This window comes from Actinoplanes subtropicus, from assembly GCF_000721705.1.
In the GTDB taxonomy this organism is placed as follows: Bacteria; Actinomycetota; Actinomycetes; order Mycobacteriales; family Micromonosporaceae; genus Actinoplanes; species Actinoplanes subtropicus.
This window is the reverse complement of record NZ_JOJL01000047.1, coordinates 16,365-34,063: the sequence shown is the minus strand read 5'-3', so window position 1 is coordinate 34,063 and position 17,699 is coordinate 16,365. Positions and strand designations below refer to the sequence as shown.

The 17,699-nt window shown below is 68.9% G+C and carries 19 protein-coding genes; 10 read left to right on the top strand and 9 right to left on the bottom strand.

Annotation, left to right across the window (positions count from 1 at the left end; genetic code table 11):
* Nucleotides 1-181: 181 nt before the first annotated feature.
* The 7 genes from IH26_RS0146055 to IH26_RS0146025 all read left to right on the top strand — a co-directional run bounded on the left by IH26_RS0146055 (nucleotide 182) and on the right by IH26_RS0146025 (nucleotide 5,888).
* Entirely contained in the window at nucleotides 182-709 is a 528-nt protein-coding gene (locus IH26_RS0146055; RefSeq protein WP_051809749.1) for a MarR family winged helix-turn-helix transcriptional regulator, read from the top strand.
* 124 nt (nucleotides 710-833) lie between these two features.
* The gene (locus IH26_RS0146050) at nucleotides 834-1,616 is read left to right on the top strand and encodes a fumarylacetoacetate hydrolase family protein (RefSeq protein WP_030442644.1); all 783 of its coding nucleotides are present in this window, start codon (nucleotides 834-836) and stop codon (nucleotides 1,614-1,616) included.
* Complete coding sequence (locus IH26_RS0146045) at nucleotides 1,613-2,014, top strand: VOC family protein (RefSeq protein WP_030442643.1); 402 nt, start codon at nucleotides 1,613-1,615, stop codon at nucleotides 2,012-2,014. Before IH26_RS0146050 ends, IH26_RS0146045 begins: the two co-directional genes overlap by 4 nt.
* On the top strand, nucleotides 2,014-2,814 hold the full coding sequence (locus IH26_RS0146040; protein WP_030442642.1) for an alpha/beta fold hydrolase: 801 nt from the start codon (nucleotides 2,014-2,016) through the stop codon (nucleotides 2,812-2,814). The genes IH26_RS0146045 and IH26_RS0146040 overlap by 1 nt, the downstream gene beginning before the upstream one ends.
* The gene (locus IH26_RS0146035) at nucleotides 2,811-3,275 is read left to right on the top strand and encodes a GlcG/HbpS family heme-binding protein (RefSeq protein ID WP_030442641.1); all 465 of its coding nucleotides are present in this window, start codon (nucleotides 2,811-2,813) and stop codon (nucleotides 3,273-3,275) included. The genes IH26_RS0146040 and IH26_RS0146035 overlap by 4 nt, the downstream gene beginning before the upstream one ends.
* Nucleotides 3,268-4,341, top strand: coding sequence for a uroporphyrinogen decarboxylase/cobalamine-independent methonine synthase family protein (locus IH26_RS0146030; protein ID WP_030442640.1), 1,074 nt, complete (start codon nucleotides 3,268-3,270; stop codon nucleotides 4,339-4,341). Before IH26_RS0146035 ends, IH26_RS0146030 begins: the two co-directional genes overlap by 8 nt.
* 434 nt (nucleotides 4,342-4,775) lie before the next feature.
* Nucleotides 4,776-5,888 carry a PucR family transcriptional regulator gene (locus IH26_RS0146025; protein ID WP_169789918.1) on the top strand — a complete coding sequence of 371 codons (1,113 nt, stop codon included), beginning with the start codon at nucleotides 4,776-4,778 and terminating at the stop codon, nucleotides 5,886-5,888.
* 17 nt (nucleotides 5,889-5,905) lie between these two features.
* Here the strand turns inward: IH26_RS0146025 and IH26_RS0146020 are convergent, their stop codons facing one another.
* The 9 genes from IH26_RS0146020 to IH26_RS0145980 all read right to left on the bottom strand — a co-directional run bounded on the left by IH26_RS0146020 (nucleotide 5,906) and on the right by IH26_RS0145980 (nucleotide 14,392).
* Complete coding sequence (locus IH26_RS0146020; RefSeq protein WP_051809747.1) at nucleotides 5,906-7,882, bottom strand: S53 family peptidase; 1,977 nt, start codon at nucleotides 7,880-7,882, stop codon at nucleotides 5,906-5,908.
* 86 nt (nucleotides 7,883-7,968) lie between these two features.
* Entirely contained in the window at nucleotides 7,969-8,217 is a 249-nt protein-coding gene (locus IH26_RS0146015; protein WP_030442637.1) for a hypothetical protein, read from the bottom strand.
* Between the two features lie 13 nt (nucleotides 8,218-8,230).
* The gene (locus tag IH26_RS0146010; protein WP_157437748.1) at nucleotides 8,231-9,415 is read right to left on the bottom strand and encodes a hypothetical protein; all 1,185 of its coding nucleotides are present in this window, start codon (nucleotides 9,413-9,415) and stop codon (nucleotides 8,231-8,233) included.
* Between the two features lie 136 nt (nucleotides 9,416-9,551).
* Nucleotides 9,552-9,734, bottom strand: a complete 183-nt coding sequence (locus tag IH26_RS0146005) for a hypothetical protein (RefSeq protein WP_030442635.1) — start codon at nucleotides 9,732-9,734, stop codon at nucleotides 9,552-9,554.
* 469 nt (nucleotides 9,735-10,203) lie between these two features.
* Nucleotides 10,204-10,953 (bottom strand): ABC transporter permease, encoded by a 750-nt coding sequence (locus tag IH26_RS0146000; RefSeq protein ID WP_169789917.1) that lies wholly within the window; start codon nucleotides 10,951-10,953, stop codon nucleotides 10,204-10,206.
* Nucleotides 10,950-11,747 (bottom strand): ABC transporter permease, encoded by a 798-nt coding sequence (locus IH26_RS0145995; protein WP_051809743.1) that lies wholly within the window; start codon nucleotides 11,745-11,747, stop codon nucleotides 10,950-10,952. Before IH26_RS0145995 ends, IH26_RS0146000 begins: the two co-directional genes overlap by 4 nt.
* A complete protein-coding gene (locus IH26_RS0145990; protein ID WP_030442632.1) occupies nucleotides 11,731-12,561 on the bottom strand; it encodes an ABC transporter ATP-binding protein in 831 nt (276 codons plus the stop codon). The genes IH26_RS0145995 and IH26_RS0145990 overlap by 17 nt, the downstream gene beginning before the upstream one ends.
* Nucleotides 12,562-12,637: 76 nt before the next feature.
* The gene (locus IH26_RS0145985) at nucleotides 12,638-13,597 is read right to left on the bottom strand and encodes an ABC transporter substrate-binding protein (protein ID WP_030442631.1); all 960 of its coding nucleotides are present in this window, start codon (nucleotides 13,595-13,597) and stop codon (nucleotides 12,638-12,640) included.
* A gap of 381 nt (nucleotides 13,598-13,978) precedes the next feature.
* Nucleotides 13,979-14,392, bottom strand: coding sequence for a cupin domain-containing protein (locus IH26_RS0145980; RefSeq protein WP_030442630.1), 414 nt, complete (start codon nucleotides 14,390-14,392; stop codon nucleotides 13,979-13,981).
* Between the two features lie 188 nt (nucleotides 14,393-14,580).
* Between IH26_RS0145980 and IH26_RS0145975 the strand changes: the two genes are divergently transcribed.
* The 3 genes from IH26_RS0145975 (at nucleotide 14,581) to IH26_RS0145965 (ending at nucleotide 17,645) form a co-directional block, all read left to right on the top strand.
* Nucleotides 14,581-15,165, top strand: coding sequence for a carboxymuconolactone decarboxylase family protein (locus IH26_RS0145975; protein ID WP_034217535.1), 585 nt, complete (start codon nucleotides 14,581-14,583; stop codon nucleotides 15,163-15,165).
* Nucleotides 15,166-15,222: 57 nt separating this feature from the next.
* Nucleotides 15,223-16,143 carry a LysR family transcriptional regulator gene (locus IH26_RS0145970; RefSeq protein WP_030442628.1) on the top strand — a complete coding sequence of 307 codons (921 nt, stop codon included), beginning with the start codon at nucleotides 15,223-15,225 and terminating at the stop codon, nucleotides 16,141-16,143.
* Between the two features lie 65 nt (nucleotides 16,144-16,208).
* Nucleotides 16,209-17,645, top strand: a complete 1,437-nt coding sequence (locus tag IH26_RS0145965) for an NAD-dependent succinate-semialdehyde dehydrogenase (RefSeq protein WP_030442627.1) — start codon at nucleotides 16,209-16,211, stop codon at nucleotides 17,643-17,645.
* Nucleotides 17,646-17,699 lie beyond the last annotated feature (54 nt).

The following is a 17,699-nucleotide window of genomic DNA, read 5'->3' as shown; positions in this document are numbered from 1 at the left end:
AGTTGCCTGTTTCGGCTCGGGAGCGAGCACGTCAAGCTAGCACCGAGTGACTGCGCGGCGACGTGTCACGCACTGCAAGTTAAGGATGCACGCTCGGTCCCGCCTTGACGGTCGAAGCCGTAGCTAGTTTCGTGGGCAAAACGATATTGTCGCGTTGTGACGAGCACCGGGGAGCGGCGAGATGGGTGGACCCGCGCGGATCAGCCGGCCCGACCGCGAGCTGGGCGATCAGTTGATCGAGCTGATGGAGCGGCTGCGGCGGGTCTTGATCCGGTCAGGGCGGTCCGCCGGGCTGCGGACGTTGACCGAAGCCCATGCCACGTTGCTGCGCACCCTGGTGTCGGGCGGCCCGGCCACGCCGGCGCGGGTCGCGTCGGAACTGGGCTTGGCCCGTCCGACGGTCAGCAACATCGTGCGCGAACTGGTGTCCGCGGAGCTGATCGAGCGTCAGCCCTCCAGCGCGGACGGGCGCTCGGTGTCCCTGGCGCCGACCGCACGGGCGCGTCAGCAGCTGGCCGAGTTCGGTCGCGGGCGAAGCGACGCGCTGGCCCGGGCTCTGGGCGGGCTGTCGGCGCCAGATCGGGATTGTCTGATCGCCGCCGCTCCTGCCCTGGAGCGGTTGCTGGAGCGACTGACCGTGGACGCCGACGAGCGGGTGGAGCGTGAGACCGGCGACCCATCGGCGGTGCAGCCGCGGCGTGCACGCTAAGGCTGCGCATCGGGGCGCCGCGGTTGGGATCCGTGCGGCCCAGAATCCCGACAAGACGACCTGACCCGACCGGCCGATCTTGGTACAGCCGCAGATGTGGTGGGTGCCCGAGAAGGGAGTCCCGATGAAGTGGTGCCGGGTTCGCATCGCCGAGGGTGCCTCGTACGGCGTGATCGTCGACGACGTGATCGAGCTCGTCGACGGCAGTCCGTTCGGCAGCCACCGGCGGACCGGCGAGCGGCTGTCCCTGGCGCAGGCGAGCCTGTTGCCGCCGGTGGTCCCCCCGACGTTCTACGCCGTCGGGTACAACTACTCCGGGCATGTCCGGGAGGCGGCCGAACGGCGGGGGAGCTCAGCGCTGCTGCCGCAGCGGCCCGAGGTCGGCTATCGGGCGCAGAGCGCGCTGATCGGCCATGGCCGGCCGGTGGTGAAGCCCGCCGACTGCCCGGGTGAGTTCGAGGCCGAGGGCGAACTGGTCGTAGTGATCGGGCGCACGCTGCGGCGTTGCTCCCGGGACGAGGCGGCCGACGCGGTGTTCGGCTGGTCGATCGGCAACGACGTCAGCGCCCGTGGCTGGCAGCGTACCGACCGCACGCTCTGGCGGGCCAAGAACAGCGACACCTTCAAGCCGATGGGGCCGTGGATCGAGACCGACGCCGACCCGTTGTCCGCTCGGACCAGCGTGCTGGTCAACGGCACGCCGGTTGCCGAATTCGGCACCGGAGAGATGATCTTCGATCCTTATCAATACCTGACCGAGATATCGCGCTATATCACCCTGCATCCCGGTGATGTGCTGTGGATGGGGGCCGACAGGACGGTGGAGATGGTGCCCGGTGACACGATCGGCATCGCTATCACCGGGATTGGCGTGTTAAGCAATCCGATCGTTGAGGAGCAGGAATGAGCAGCACCCTTCCGGCGTATCTCCATCATGTGAACTTCCCGACCAGTGATCCGGAACGCACGACTAAGTGGTACGGGGACGTGTTCGGAATGAAGTCTATGAATCCGAACAGCAATTCTCGGCTCCTGCTGCTTACTCGCGGCAACTTCTCGCTGCATTTCACGCCGGTCGATGACATGGACCGGATGGCGCCGTACCACTTCGCGGTGGAGGTGGAGGACTGGGAAGGTTTCCTGGGGCATCTGAAGGTGTTGGGCGTGCGGCACACGCGGCCCGGCAAGCGCCCGTCGGACGACTCGCTGTTCTGCTACATCTTCGACCCGGACCACACCATGATCGAACTCGTGTGGCATCCGGTCCGCCCCCGAGAGAACAGCTGGCGAATGGACCGAGACTGATGACCTACGCGATATCCCCGGACGGCACCAGGATCTACTACGAACAGCACGGCAGCGGTCCGGCCGTCGTGCTGGTGCACGGCTCAGGCGGCCATCACGCGTCCTGGTGGCAGCAGGTGTGTTGGCTGCGTGATCGGTACACGGTCGTCACCTTGGATCTGCGTGGCTTCGGCCGCTCGCACACGGACATCGCCGGCTTCGATGCGGCGGCACTTCCCGATGACATCGCCGCGGTGGTCTCCGCGGCCCAACTGCAGCGCGCGGTGCTGGTCGGCCAGTCGATCGGCGGTGCTGCCGTGCTACGGGCAGCGCTGCGCGCTCCGCAGCGCGTCACCGGTGTGGTGCTCGCGCAGTCGATCGGCGCGATCAGCGACCCGGACCTGAGCGCGCGGGTGCGCGGGGATCGGGAGCGGGCCGAGCGGCTGCCTCTGTTGGACCGGTTGCTCACACCGGAATTCCGCCGCGATCGTCCCGATTTCACCTTCCTGTTCCAGCAGATGGGTACGTTCAATGCCGCCGGCATCGCCCAGTTGCGTCCGTTGGGTGCCGACGGACCGACCGTGCCGGAGGTGATCGACTCTGGCATCCCGATGTGCTTTCTGGCCGGTGACAGCGACCCCGCGCTCAGCCCGCAGACCGTGCAAGCGGCCGCCGAGCGGGTGACCGGGGCGATGTTGGAGCTGGTTCCCGGCGGCCCACATGCGATGTATTGGGAGAACCCGGAATTGTTCAACCCGGCGCTGGAGCGCTTCCTGTGCCGGGTGTATTCCACTGTGGCGACGGGAGCGCAGCAACAATGAGCAGACCGACTCTGGAGGAGGCTCGCGCGTTGATCGAGGACGCTCGACAGCACGCGCTGCGGCTGGGCAAGGCGCTGAGCGTCGCCGTGGTGGACTACGGCGGCTTCGTGGTCGCCGTGGAGCGGATGGACGGAGCTCGACCGCTGACCCCGAGCATCGCGATCGCCAAGGCGTACTCGGCGGCGGTCATGCAGCGCCCCACCAAGATGTTGCGCGGCTGGGCGAACGGCGAACCGGTCTTCTTCAGTCAGGTGGCCCGGATGGGCCACCACCCGATCGTGGCCACTCTGGGCGGCTACACCTTGAAAAGAGATGGCGAGATCCTCGGTGGCGTGGGCGTGGCCGGCGGCAGCCCCGAGGAGGACCAGATCGTGTGTGAGGCGATTGTGACCTCCGCCGGCTTCGCTAACGACTTCCCGGCCTGGGCCGGCACCGAGCAGGAGACGAACCCACATGGCTGACGACTTCAGGTATCACATCGACCACCACGTCGGCCTGGTGCCCCCGGCCGACCTGCTTCAGGCCCGGGCCGATCACGATCGGGGCGCGCTGGACGATGCGGGGCTGCGCGCCGCCGAGGACTCCGCGATCCGCGACGCCCTGCGCCTGCAGCGCCGGCTCGGGCTCATCGCCATGGGTGACGGGCAGTACCGGCGTCGCAGCCCGTTGTCGGTGTTCTACGACCACGTCGACGGTTTCGCCGCGGCGCTTGAGGGCGGTCCGATCGCCGAGCTGCTCGGCGAGCGCCTCACCCCCGTGCGGCGGGCGCTCGGCGGATCGCCGGTCCCGCGGGAACGCCTGGCGCAGCGCGAGGCCGAGTTCCTGGTCGCCCACTGCAAGCAGCGCAACCGCGTGGTGGCGCTGCCCTCGCCCGGATACGTCGCGGCCCTATGCGCCACCGGTGACGAGGGCAGCGGGCAGGAGTTGGCCGCGATCGTGCGGGACGAGGTGGCCGCGCTCGCCGCGCAGGGCATCGAGTACGTGCAACTGCACAACCCGGTGATCGCTTTCCTGCTCACGGTGGCAGGACGAGAGCGCGCCCGCGGGCTCGGCATCGATCCGGACGCGACGCTGGACCTGATCCTGAGCACCGATGGGGCCGTGCTGTCCGACCTTGACGCGCCCGCCGACTTCCGGGTCGCGCTGGATATCACCACGTGCGGCGAGTTGGACACGGGCCAGGGCTATGACACCCGCACCCTCGCAGGCTTCCTAGACCGTCAACCGTTCGAGCGGTTGTGCGTGGAGTACCTGGCCGCTGACGCCGGCCGGTTCCCGATCGAGGAGCTCCGTCCCGACTGCGTGGTCGCTCTCGGCATCGTGGATGTCGGCACACCCGAGATGGAGTCCGCGGACGAACTGGTGGACCTGGTGGACAAGGCGGCCACCGTTATGGACATCGACAGCATCGCGCTGTCCACCAACGGCCCGTTCCACGCGGGCACCCGGTTCAACGCGGATCGGCAGCGCGACAAGCTGCAGATCGTCGAGACCGTTGCCCGCTACTACTGGGGCAACGAGTTGTAGTCCTGAGCTCCGATTACTGCTGCGGACGGGGCCCGGCTGGTCGCCCGGCCCCGTCTGATCGCTTGCTGGTTGGTCGAGCGCGGGGCCGGCGGACGGGCGCAAGCCGCCCAAGGGTGCCCGGATCCCTGACGCGTGTGGGGCTGGCGCCTCATTTCCACCAGATCAGGTGTTGCTGATGATCGATGAGGATCTATCAAGCCATGAGCATGCCAGATTCAAACCGACGCGCTCGTAACCCACGACGGTCGTCCGGTGAGGCGGTCCTGTTATCGGACGCCGCCGCTGAGCGTGCCCCGGCGCCGGTCGATCGGGCATCGGAAGGGTCGGGTCTTGCCCGGACGGCCGAGTCGATCGTCAGTCAGATTCCCGGGGAGAGCCTGGACGGCGTGACATTGCGGGCCCTGACGACTGTGTGCCGTTACAGTCTACTCGCTGTGCGGCAGGCCGTGGGCCGATCACCGCAGGTGGGCAGGCAGTCTTCGGCCACGTTGCCGGAAGAGGTCCGCGAGGCGATCTCGGTTCTTGCCGGGCGGCTGGTTCCGTTGGGCACGGTTTTGCGAAGCGTTTGGCTGGCGCACACCCATGTCATGGGGGAGGTGCTCACCGGCCGGGAGGAACTGGTGGACGCCGACCGCCAGATCCGCCGCAACCGGGAACTGGCCGACCTTGCCGCCGCCAGTGCGGAGTCGAACAGCAAAGCGATCGCCGACGTCTACCGGCTCGAGGAAGGCCGCCATGTCCGTGGTGTTTTGAGCGACGCCGCCCGCCAACTGGTGCACGACATCCTGGCCGGCGCTTGCGTGCTGCCGCACCAGGCCGAACGGGTGCTCGGGATCGATCCGGCGGACCGCCACCTTGCCGTGCTCCTCTCCAGTGACCCGGCCAGCCCGTTATCGTCGAATGACCTGGCTCGGTTCGCGGTAGCCCTGAGCAACGTGCTCCGCGGCGGGCCGCCCATGTTGCTTTCCGAGCGAGCAGGCCGATTGTGGATGTGGACGCGATGGGACTGTCCCATCGGCCCCTCCTTCCCGGACACGGCCCGTGCCCTGCTGTCGCCGCCACCCGGGCTGCGAGCCTGCGCGGGACGGGTGGTCGTGGGGCTCGACGGCATCCGCCGCAGTCATGAGGCGGCACTGGTGAGTGAACAGTTCTTCGGCGAACACGGCGATTCCTGGCTCTGCACCTACACCGATGTGGCGATGCTGGCACTGGTCATGCGGGATCCGGGCGCGGCCCGCGCCTTCGTCGAGCACACTCTCGGAGGGCTAGGAGAACCCGGCCGCCGATCTGCCGAACTCCGTGAGACCCTGCGTGTCTACCTCACCTGCAGGAGAAGCCGCGCTCAAGCCGCTCAGGCACTGCACATCGCCCGCGGTACGGTCGCCTACCGCGTGAAGCAAGCCGTGGAACTGCTGGGGCGCGCGGCCGAGATGGACTCCCTGACCGTGCGGCTGGCCTTGGACGTCGCCCATCACCTGTTCCGTGACGAACATGATCCGGCGACCGGACAGGCTCCGGCCCGCATCGAACTCACCGGAAACACGTGAGACGCCGCCACCTCAGCTCAAGCAGCGCCGGCGGCCTGCCGCGCCAGCGCCATGACGAGGGGTCGCGCATCGGGGGTGCCTAGTCCTGTTTCGTCGTCGTAGCCGGCGCGGGTGTGGATGGTCTGAGCGGTGTCGAACGTGCGCAGCTGCAGTTGGGTGCCCCCGCTCGGGTCCCGGTCGTTGCGGTAGGACGCGGTGATGACGGCGATCGTGTGGGGCGCCGGCACGATGTCATGGAAGGCGGGGGTGCCGGCGAGCCGGTAGAGGGCAGGAGCGGCGAAGCCGAGGGGTATGCCTCGGGCCTGCTGGGCGAGGGCCATCACAGCGGCGACCAGGGGTGTGGCCAGGCTGGTGCCGCCGACGCGTAGCTCGACGTAGGTGCTTCGGCCGTCCGGGAACAGCTGGGTCTGGCCGATCAGGTAGCCGGTGGTGGGGTCCGCCACGGCGGCCAGGTCGGGTACGGCCCGGCCCGGTGTGCCGCCGAAGTACTGGGAGACGTCGGCTGGGACGACGCCCTTCTGGTAGGCCGGTTGAGCGAAGGTACGGCTGACGCCGCCCCCGCCGCCGGCGTCGAACGCGTCGGAGGCGGCGGTGGTCCGCCGGCGGGCGACCAGTTCCGACGCCGCCGTCTGCCACCCCACTTCGAAGATTCGGGCGCCGGTGGCGGACACGCCGATCGAGGTCCCGCCGACCGCGGTCACCCAGGGGTCGGCGGCCGGGTAGGTGACGGTCCTGGCCCCGCGGCGGATCAGGTTGTCGCCGGCGTCGCCGCTGGAGGCGTAGAGGCCGACCCCTTGAACGACGGCCTGCACGAAGGTCGCGTGCGCCGACGCCAGGTCGGCGCCGGTCAGGGCGTCGGCGGGGGTGCTGAAGGTGCAGCTGACGATCGGGGCGAGGCTTTCGTCGAGCACGCGCTGGACGGCCTCGTACAGGTCGGAGAGCTGACAGCTGACGGCCGGGACGACGGCGATGTCGGCGCCCGGAGCCATCCCGTGCACCGCTTCGACGTCCATGGTCTGCTCGGTGTACCAGCTGGGCTCGTCGCAAGCGTCCCCATTGCGGTGGTCAGCGGAGCCGTAGGAGAACCGGGCCGGGGGCAGCACTCGCAGCTGGCCGGGGCGCAGGACCGGCTCCCCCTGGCGTGCGGCCCAGCGCTGGGTGTCCTGCTCCAGGGTTGGCGAGCGGTAGGCGCCGATCACGGCGACCGTTGCCCCGCGTCCGTCCACGCCCGCGGCGGTCAGCGCGGAGGCGCCGTAGAAGGCACGCAACTGCCGGGCCGTGTAACCGCAGACGGCCAGCGGAGTGCCCGCGTACGAAGGCGGTACCTGCCGGGTGCGGGGGTCGTCCTCGGCTCGGCGCAAGCCGTGGGCCGGCGAGCAGATGTCCGGGCGGCGGAACGCGGGCGGCGGTGGGCCTGGGACCGTCGTCTCGGTGACGCCAGGGTCGAGGGGAGTGAGGCCGCCCAGGGACTCGACCGCGCCGGCGAGTTCCCGAGGAACGGTCGGCGGCCGCGAGGGAACCCAGCCGACCGTGGCTGACGGCGCGGGCCGGAAGGTGGTCCGGAAGGCCCGTTCGAGGACCGTGACGTGGGCCCGCACCCTGACCCACCGCCGGGACGGCGATGTCGCGGTGATGGTCAGGCCCTCGTGCGACAGCCAGTCTCGAAGCCTGGCCAGCAGGTCGGGCCGGATCGCGAACCGATCGGTGAACTGCGCCTGGGTCAGGAAGCGGCCATAGCCGGGATCGGCGGGGTCGGAGACCTGCGCGGCGAGCCGCTCGGCGGCGGCGAGATCGCGCAGGGGCAGATTGATCGTCAGCGCCGCCTCCGCGTCCGCCGGCAGGGTCTCAGCGCCGTCCGGGTCGGCCACGCCGGCGCCGGTCGCGGTGATCAGCTCCACCGGCCACCGGGTCTGCGCCGTCGCCGCGGTGGCGACGACAAGCGTCACCGCCACCGCCAGCACCACGAGGCGGCGCCGGGCCCGCCGGCGCCGCATCCCGGAGCGTCCGCGCCTGGAGCCGGCGACGGCCGGGTCGGTCGTCGCCGGCGTTGCTTGGCGCGGTGCCGCCCGTGGTGCCGGGGTCACCGCGGCCTCTCGAACCGTCCCATGAGCCGGAACAGGGCGATCCAGGCGACGAAGAAGGCCAGTCCCACCGCCGGTTGGGCGCGGATGTCGGTGGGTGTGCCGGTGAAAGTGATGAAGGCTCCGGCCAGCACCAGGGCGAGGCCGGCCGAGCTGACCCAGCCGGGGCGCAGCCGGAAGGCGCAGACGTACGCCGTCACCGCAAGGATCAAGCCGACGAGCGCCAGGAAAAGGTGTGGCCAGGTCATCGGACGTCTCCCGTCACAGGTCAGGGTCCACCGAGGCGCCGGCTGCCAACGCGGCCAGCGCCCTGCCCGATGGCCGAGCCCGGGGCGCACGTCCGGCGACGTCCGACAGGGTCGACATCAAAGGTTGGCGGGTGGATGGGGCGCGTAGTTTCCAGATCACCCCGTCGACGAAGAAGTGGTGGATCTGGACCGCTGCCAGGATGACCGCGGTGCTGAACGCCAGCGACCGTCCGAGGACGTGGCCGGCGTAGGGCAGGCACCAGAACAGCGCGAAACCTAGGGCCGCGTTGAGGGCGGCCCAGCGCGCGGTCTCGGTGACGGCGAACCGGGTCGACCGCCTCCGGTCGGGTGCGGCGGCCGCCACGGCGAGCTGGTAGTTCCACGCGATGAACAGGTACTGCAGGCAGTGGAAGAACGGGATGATCACGGCGTAGTAGCCCGGGGTGGCCGCTGTGGACCAGAGAAACTGGGTGATCAGCGGGAGCAGGACGATGAAGGGGATCATCCGGCGCCCGGTCAAGGCGCGCCGGGCAATCACGGCGGCGACGGCCAGCAGGCTGGCCCACAGCACGACGTCGAGCAACCGCGGGACCAGCCCGGGGATGCCCAACCCGGTGTAGGCGACGCCGAAGTAGTGGTAGGTGTGGCGGTCGGCCTGGATGTGTGCGGTGGCGGTCACGAAGCTGACCTGGGAGAGTCCGGCGAGAACACGGCGCTCGGCCCGGGTCAGGTCCAGCCCGCAGCGCCGGCTGTAGACCATCGCCACCCCCATGGCCTGGGCACTGTAGTGGTAAGGCGACCAGAGAAAGTAGATCAGCACCAGGTCGGCGGCGGTGGCCGGGCGCAGAAAGCAGGCGACGACGGCCGCCAGCAGCAGCGCGGGGGTTAGCCACGCCGTGGCGGGGTAGGCACGCCGCGACGTCCGGGAGCTGTAGAGCCGGTAGTTCGTCGAGGCGAAGTGCGGATAGTTGCACACCCACAAGCCGACCGCGACCAGCCAGCCCACGGCAGGAGCGGTGGCCAGCCGCGGCAGAGCCAGGAACAAGGCGAAGACCATCAGGGCCGCGCCGCCGACGGCCAGGAAGTCCGTCACCGGGCCCACGAAGTAGGCGCTGCGGGGCAGGCTCGGGTCGTTGCCGGTCCGCGGGGCGCCGGCCGCAGGTCCGGGCGGGGAGGGTGGCGGGGCGAGGGGGTTCACGGCCGGGGCTCCTCACGTGGTCCGGACAGTCGGTGCCGGCGACGGGCAGGCCGGCGCCTGCGACGTGGCCATCGAGCCGTCGGCCACGCCACCGCTGCCGGCCGGCCGGCAGCGGTGCCGTCAAGGGAGTCGAGAGTCAGTGGCCGGCGCCGCGGCCGCTGGGGCCGCTGGCGTCGGCGTTCCCGACACCGGTGGTCGCCGAGATGCCGGCTCGAGAGCCCTGATGGGTGGCTGCCACGGCACCGACCGCGCCGGCCACGAGTGCCAGAGCCATCAGTAACCCGATGAGCACCTGACGGGGCGAAACGGCGACATTCATGAGTTTCTCCTTTCCTCAAGGGGGGCGTGACGCGCCGAAGCCGGGGATGTTAATGTCAATTTCCGCCCCGCGGGAGACTGTCCGCGATAGGGGTCGGATTCGAACGAATAACGCCGGGCCTTGGTGCGAAAATGAGTAGAGCAGCACGACCGGAAAGAGTCAATGCGGATACTGGCACGGCAGCGTTACCGGGTCGCTACGATCTGTATATATCCGCACGTGAAGGCGGCTGGATATGCCAATACGGGAGCGGTGCACTCGAATCTTTTCTGCCGCGCTGGGACAAATACAATGAGGTCTGATATGGCCCGCGAGCACAACCTGAACCTCGAATATGTTGTCGTCGAACTGACGGGGGTCGTGCGAGGAATGACGCATCCCGGACGTTATGATCTCGCCTCGGCCGGTGGGAACGGTCCGGCGTGCCGAAGGCATGGCTCGGCAGGTCGAGGAGAATGGTCGATCGGGGTCAGCCGCGCTGCGCCGGCCAGCGCCGCAGGATGAGGCGTTCCGCACCGCCGATCAGCAGGTTGATCACTATCCCGACCCCGCCGATCGTGGCCAGCAGTGCGAACGCGCTCGAGACCTGGAAACTCTGCTGGTACATGACCAGCACGTAGCCGAGGCCGCCGGTCGCCACCAGGAAGTCCACCAGCAGCGTCACGATGAGGCAGACCGGCGCCGCCACGCGAATGCCGACGACGATGTCCGGCAGCAGTGAGGGTAGTACCACCTTGCGCCATCGCTCCCCCGTGGACAGTCGCAGGCTCCGCGCCATCTCGAGTCGGATCGCCGGCAGCGCAGCCCGCCCGGCCGCGGTGTTGAGCAGGACGGGCCAGATCGATCCGTAGACGATGATGCCGACCTCAGTGCGTGCTGACGCATGGAACAGCAGGAGTGCTGCCGGCACGACCGCGGCTGCCGGCGTGGCGCGGATGAACTCGAGCACGGGGTTGAGCGCCCGGTTCAGGCGTTGCGACGCGCCCAGCGCGCCGCCCAGCAGCACGCCCAGTGCCGTGGCGAGAGTCAGTCCGGTGACGAACAACCGCAGAGTCGTGCCGAGGGCGGGCCACCAAGCCCCGCTCTGCCGAATCGTGGTGAACGCCGACCACCAGACCGACGGCGGAGGAGCACTGACGGATTCCTTGTCACCGAACACCTGCCACAGCGCGAGGACGAGGGCAACCGGAAGAAGCCCTCGAAGAGTCCGTAGGGTCACCTGCCCCTCCGTCCCATCGTGCCGGCGATACCGGGGAAGGCGACACGGAAGGCCCGGATGAGTCCGGCGTTGACGACGACGCCGAGGACGCCGGTGACCAGCACGTAGACCCACATGCGAGCCGGTTGCATCGCACCCTGTTCCAGGACCAGTTGGTTGCCGATGCCGCTCTGCAGCCCCAGCATCTCGCTGACGACGCACACGACCAGAGTGGTGGACAGCGCGAGCCGGGCGCCGACCAGCATGGACGCCCCGGTCGCGGGTAGCACGATCTTGAGTAGCGTCGCCGGGCGCGACAGGACCATCGTGCGGGCGACGTCGCGCAGTCGTGGCGTCACAGCTCGCGCACCTCCGGCAGTGTTGATCAGCATGGGCCAGAGCGCCGCATAGGCCCCCAGGGCCACCTCCGTCAGGTTGCCGGTGCCCCAGAGCAGGATCGCGATCGGGATCAGCGCGACCACGGGCAGCGAGCGCAGCACGTCCACTGTGGCCACAGCCCACGACGCGACCGTCCGGTTCGCCGCCAGAAGCAGACCGAGGACGCAACCTGAGCCGGCGCCGATGGACCAGGCCGTGAGAACGACCTGAACGGTGTGCCCGATGGCCGGCCACATACCACCGCCGGGCACGGTGAGCTCCTGGAATCCGCGCCAGATCTCGATCGGGCCGGGGAGCGGCGGGTCCCCGATCAGGCGCAGGGTGACCAGCAGCTGCCATATCGTCAGGACGGCGGCGGCGACGACGACACCGGCCCAGTTGGCGGACCGGCTCGTTCGCCTAAGCCAGGCGCCCATAGCGCAACACCTCGGCAAGCTCGTGCCGGACTTGGTGGAAGCGCGGAAGGTCACGTGTGGCGATCTGATCGCGCGGGCGCGGCAGCTGCGTCGTGACATCGTGGACGATGGAGCCGGGCGACCCGTGGATCACCACGACGCGATCCGACAGGTACACGGCCTCGTCCACGTCGTGGGTGATGAAGATGATGGTCTGGCCGGTTGCGGCCTGCACCTGCATCAGTTGGTCGTGCAGCGAGCCCTTGGTGATCGCGTCCAGTGCGCCGAACGGCTCGTCCATCAGCAGCACATGCGGCTCGACGACCAGCGCGCGGGCGATCTGCACCCGCTGCTGCATGCCACCGGACAGACGCCACGGATACTCCCGGTCGTGCCCGGTGAGACCGACGATCCGCAGTGCTTCGTGCACCCGGTCACGCTGCTGGGCCTTGCTCATTCGACCCTCAAGGGGCAAGCCGACGTTGCGAGCGACGGTGCGCCACGGCAACAGGGCCGTGGCGTAGTCCTGAAAGACCGTGACGGCGTCCCGTGACGGCCCCGTGACGGGCTCGCCACCCAGCAGGACTGTACCGGAGGTCGGCCGGACCAGTCCGCTGAGAACCCGCAACAGGGTGGTCTTGCCCGTCCCGGAGGGACCGATGATGCCGACGATCTCACCGGAGCGGACCGTTGCGTCGATGTGATGGAGGATGTCGCGATCGTGGGAGCCGACCGGCAACGCGACATCCACGTCCCTCAGTTCGAAGACGACACTACCGGCCGCGGTGTCGTCGGAAGCGGTCAAACGGCCGGGCGCCACAGGGCCTTTACGCATGTTTCGCTCCGTTGTCCGTCGAGCTCCTTGCGCCGCCGGGGCGGGATGGGCTCCGCCCCGGCGGTCGGTCGCTTGCCTATTGCTGGTAGATGAGTTCACTGGCCGGTGTGTTGAAGTCGGCGGGCAGGTCGCCGATCGCCTTCATCGGCTCGATCCAGGCCTGCAGGTGCGACTCCTTGGTCTGGAACGACACGAACTGGGTGATGGGGTACGTCTTTGCGACAACCTCGGGTAGGTGGAACTGCGTGACGAGAATCTGCCGGGTTGCGTTCTCATTGGCTTTCATCCAGGCCAGGGCGTCGTCCTGCGCCTTGTTGAAGGCGTCGACCGCCTTCTTGTTCGCTGATATCCAGGGCGCGTAGCCGACCCAGCCGACAGACAGTGCCTCCGCACCCGTGCCGGTCACGTCGGTCGGGTCGCCGATGTCCTTCAAGCCCATGCCGAGCAGCTGGTTCTGGTACGGGAGGATCGTCGCCACGGCCTGGACCGTGCCGGCGCCCAGACCGCCGGCCATGTCCGAGAAGGGCACCTGGAGGAACTTCACGTCGGTCTTCGACAACCCCACCTTCTTCAGCAGGATGACGGTGCCTTCGTACAGGTTGCCGCTCAAGCCCGGCACACCGATCGTCTTACCTTTCAGATCCGAGACGGACGAGATGCCCTTGGCTCCGATCAGGTAGCTGTCGCGCAGGTCGGTGGCGTTCTCCACGTCCTGCGCCGCCACCAGAATCGGCTTCATGCCCTGCGCGGCCGCTTGCAGCAGCGACGGCGGCGTGACCGTGATCAGGTCGAACTGCTTGCCGATGCTGGGTATCAGCGCCGCGGACGCCTGTGTCGTGGTGAGTTCGACGTCGAGGCCGTACTTCTTGAAGAAGCCTTGCTGGTCGGCGACCACGATGGTCGTGTTCGACGGGTTCGGGTTGTAGGCGATACGCAGCGTCATTTGAGTCGACTGCATCCCGCTCGCGCCGGCGGTCGACGACGTGGCGCCGCAGCCCGCGATGATCATGGCTGTGGTCGCGCTGAGCGCGAGCAAAGTCGCACGGATCCTTCGCCGCCGGAAACACACCTCCATCCGACCTCTCCTCTCTGGTGATCACTGGTGCCGGATGGTGTGCAATCCTCAGGTCGTCCAGCGGTCCCGGATCGCCGTTCGCCGCGGCTGATCGCCGAGCGGTGAGGCGGGGAGATTGGTACCGCGAGGAGGAGCCCATCCGGTGCCATGATGCTGCCTGTTGCGTAGGTCACATGGGCGCAACCTAAGCGTCACGAATATTCGCGCTGCCGCGCCGGCGCGTGCGGCGCCGAACGCGAGATGCTCGCGCTCCAAGGGTGTGCTGGCGCGTTTCAGGGCGCGGATTCGTGCACCACGAATCCGCCTGTCCGGCAGCCACGCTCGGAGGCCATGCTCGGCGAATCAGTGGTCCTGGCTCATCCGGTCCTGCGGAGACAGGTGTTCCACGGTCACGCCCGTCTCGGTGAAGGTCCGGGTGACCAGGCCGCAGGTGTAGACCCAGAGGATCCGCAGCGGCTGGTCGCCGACGTTGCGGAACAGATGCGCGATGGGCGACGGGATGTACGTCGTGTCGAACCGGCTCAACCGAGTCACGGTCCCGTCGACGAGCACCTCCGCCTCGCCGTCGAGGATCGTCACGTGCTCGTCGCAGTTGTGCGAGTGCATCGGGGCGCCGGTGCCCGGCGGGTAGACGCTGATTCCGCTGGTGATCCGGTTCTCGCCGGCCGCGGTAGCCGTGGTGACCAGCGGGGTGGTGGCGATCGACGCGCCCCGGTCGAGCGTGGCGACCTGCGAGGCCTTGATGATCACGGTCATGGTCTTCCCTTCCGCTCGGACAGCCGAGGTCTCGAGGGTAGGGCCGGACATCCGTCGGCCACCGATACGGGAACTGCAGCCTTACCTTGCGCTCAATGAGGTGTGAGCTGATACCACCGGGTTGTTACGTTCGTACGAAACACCCATCCCGCGTGCTCGGGATCACAAGGCAAGGGGCCTGGTCGCCGATGAGACTTCCCGTCATCAAGCCGGATGCGATGACCGAACGGCAGCAGGAGATGAGGGCACGAATCGCGGGACGGCGGGGCGCCGTGCGCGGGCCTTTCCAGGTGTGGTTGTACAGTCCGGACTTATGTGACCGGGTGGAGGCACTCGGGGCCTTCGTCCGTTTCGAGTCCAGCCTTCCGCTGCGGCTACGGGAATTGTCGCTGCTGATGGCCGCCCGGCACTGGGACGCCCAGTACTCGTGGAACGCGCATGCCGGCAAGGCGGTGGAGGCCGGAATCCCGCTCGCCGCGGTCGAGGCGATTGCCGCGAGAAGGACACCGGAGTTCGACGATCCCGAGGACGAGGCTTTCTTTCAGTTCTGCCGGGAACTGCTCGATGAGCATTTCGTGACCGACGAGACCTTCGAGCGCGCGCGCTCGTACTTCGGCCCGCAGGGATTGGTCGACGCGGTCGGGTCCCTCGGCAACTTCAGCATGCTCGGCATGTGTCTCAACGCCTTTCAGGTGGATCTGCAGCCGGACCGGGAGCCACCGTTTCCGGACGTCCGCGGTTACCGCCGGGTGACCGACACCTCCGGGAGTTAGCGATCTGACGCTTCGGCCGCGTGTTTGTCACGACGCGGCCGAAGCTGGGGAGGAACCATGGACCGCATACTCGTCATGCGGAGCTTCGTGACGGTGGCCAAGGTGGGCAGCTTCGCCGGCGCCGCCAAGCAGCTGGGCACCTCCGGCTCGCTCATCTCCCGGCACGTGGCTGATCTGGAGAAGCAGCTCGGCGTCCGGCTTGTCAACCGGACCGCACGGTCGGTCAGCCTGACCGAGCCGGGCCAGCGGTACAGCGAGTTCGCCAACCGGATCCTCGACGACATCGACGCCGAGGACGAGAAGATCGCGCAGCTGCACGATCGGCCTGAGGGCCCGCTGTCGATCATCTGCCCCAAATGGATCGGCAGTCTCGACCTCGGCGACGCGATCGCGGCGTTCTCCGTGGCGCACCCCAAGATCGCCGTACGGTTCGAGCTGGGCGGAATGTCCGACCGCACGTACGACTTCCTCGACTCCGGCTTCGACGTCGCGTTCCACACCCGCGACCTGCGCGACTCGAGCGTCCGCCTCAAGAGGATCGCGTCTCTGCCGTTCGTGCTTTGCGCCGCGGAGAGCTACATCGAGCGGCACGGCTTACTCACCAACCCTAACGATCTGGGCAGCCACGACTGCCTGGTGCACTCGAACGACCCGGTGTGGCGGATCGGGCATGGGCACGACAGCACCCTGCACAAGATCCGCAACGTCGCGTTCACCTCGAACTCGTACATCGCGCTGCAGAAGGCGGCCGTGCACGGCCGCGGGATCGCCCTGATCCCGCATCGCCCGGCGTACGACGACCTGATGAGTGGCACGCTGCGGGTACTGCTGCCGGAGCTGCCGGTGCCGAGCCGGTCGCTCTACGCCATCTACGGGCCGGCCCAGCAGGCGCCGCGCAAGGTCGAGGTGTTCCTGAGATTCCTCACGGATTGGTTCTCGGCCAACCCCATTCCGGCGTTCGAGCCCCCGTCGAAGTAGTCGTGTGCTGCGCACCGGCCGCCACCCGGATGCGGCGACGCTGGACATCCTGAACGGAGAAATCCATGACCGACACGTACGCCGACCTCGGCCTCTACATCGGGGGCGAGTGGAGCGGCGCCGAGCGCACCGCGAGCGTGCTCGACCCGGCCACCGAGGAGGTCCTCGGGCAGGTGCCGCTGGCCACCCCGGCCGACCTCGACCGCGCGTTGGAAGCCGCGGTGGATGGCTTCGCCCGCTGGCGGGCCGTCCCGATCGCCGAGCGGGTGGCGATCCTGCACGACGCCGCTGACCGGCTCACCGCGCGGGCCGACCACGTCGGCCGGGTGATGACCCGCGAGCAGGGCAAGCCGTTCGCCGAGGCGCGCGGCGAGGTGCTGCGGGTCGCCAACGCGCTGCGCTGGGACGCCGAGGACGCCCGCCGCGCCTACGGCCGGATCATCCCCTCCGCCGATGACACGGTGCTGTCCGTGCGGCACGAGCCGATCGGGCCGGTCGCGGCGTTCACGCCGTGGAACTTCCCGGCCGGCTCACCGATGCGCAAGATCGCCGCGGCCCTGTCGGCCGGCTGCTCGATCGTGATCAAGGCGTCCGAGGAGACTCCGGGCACGGCCTGCGAGCTGGTCCGTTGCTTCGCCGAGGCGGGCGTCCCCGCCGGTGCGCTCAACCTCGTCTTCGGCGAGCCCGCCGAGGTGTCGGCGCACCTCATCGCGTCCCCGATCACCCGGCTCGTGGCCTTCACCGGCTCGATCCCGGTCGGCAAGCTGCTGGCCGCCGCGGCCGGCGCGCAGATGAAGCCGTGCCTCATGGAGCTGGGCGGCCATGCACCGGTCATCGTCTGTGCGGACGCCGACCCGGTCGCCGCGGCCCGCAAGGTGGCGGCCGCCAAATTCGTCAACGCCGGGCAGGTGTGCACCTCGCCGAGCCGATTGCTGGTGCACCAGGACGTCTACGACGAGTTCGTCGCGGCGTTCGTGGCGGCCGCCGATCGGGTCGTGGTCGGCAACGGGCTGGATGCCGGGGTCACCATGGGCCCGATGGCCAACCAGCGCCGGCTCAAGGCGATGGACGAATTCGTCACCGACGCGGTGGGCCGGGGCGCCACCTTGGTTCGCGGCGGCGAGCGCCTGGACCGGCGCGGCTTTTTCTTCCCGCCGACCGTGCTCACCGGCGTGCCGGACGACTGCCGGGTCATGTGCGAGGAGCCATTCGGACCGATCGCCCCGATCGTCGCGTTCACCGACCTCGATGCGGCGCTCGCGACGGCCAACTCGCTGCCGTACGGCCTGGCCGCGTACGGGTTCACCCGCTCATCGGCCACTGCCGAGCGGCTGATCCGGGGCTTCGAGGCGGGCATCCTGTCGATCAACCATTGCGGAGGGTCGGTGCCCGAGGCGCCGTCCGGGGGTGTCAAGTCCTCGGGCTACGGCAAGGAGGGCGGTCCCGAGGGCCTCGAGGGCTACCTGGTCACCAAGCGGATCTCGCACTTGCTGGTGGACTGATGAGGCACCGCCGCATCGAGATCAGCCGCGTCGTCGTGCTGTCCCCACCCCGTA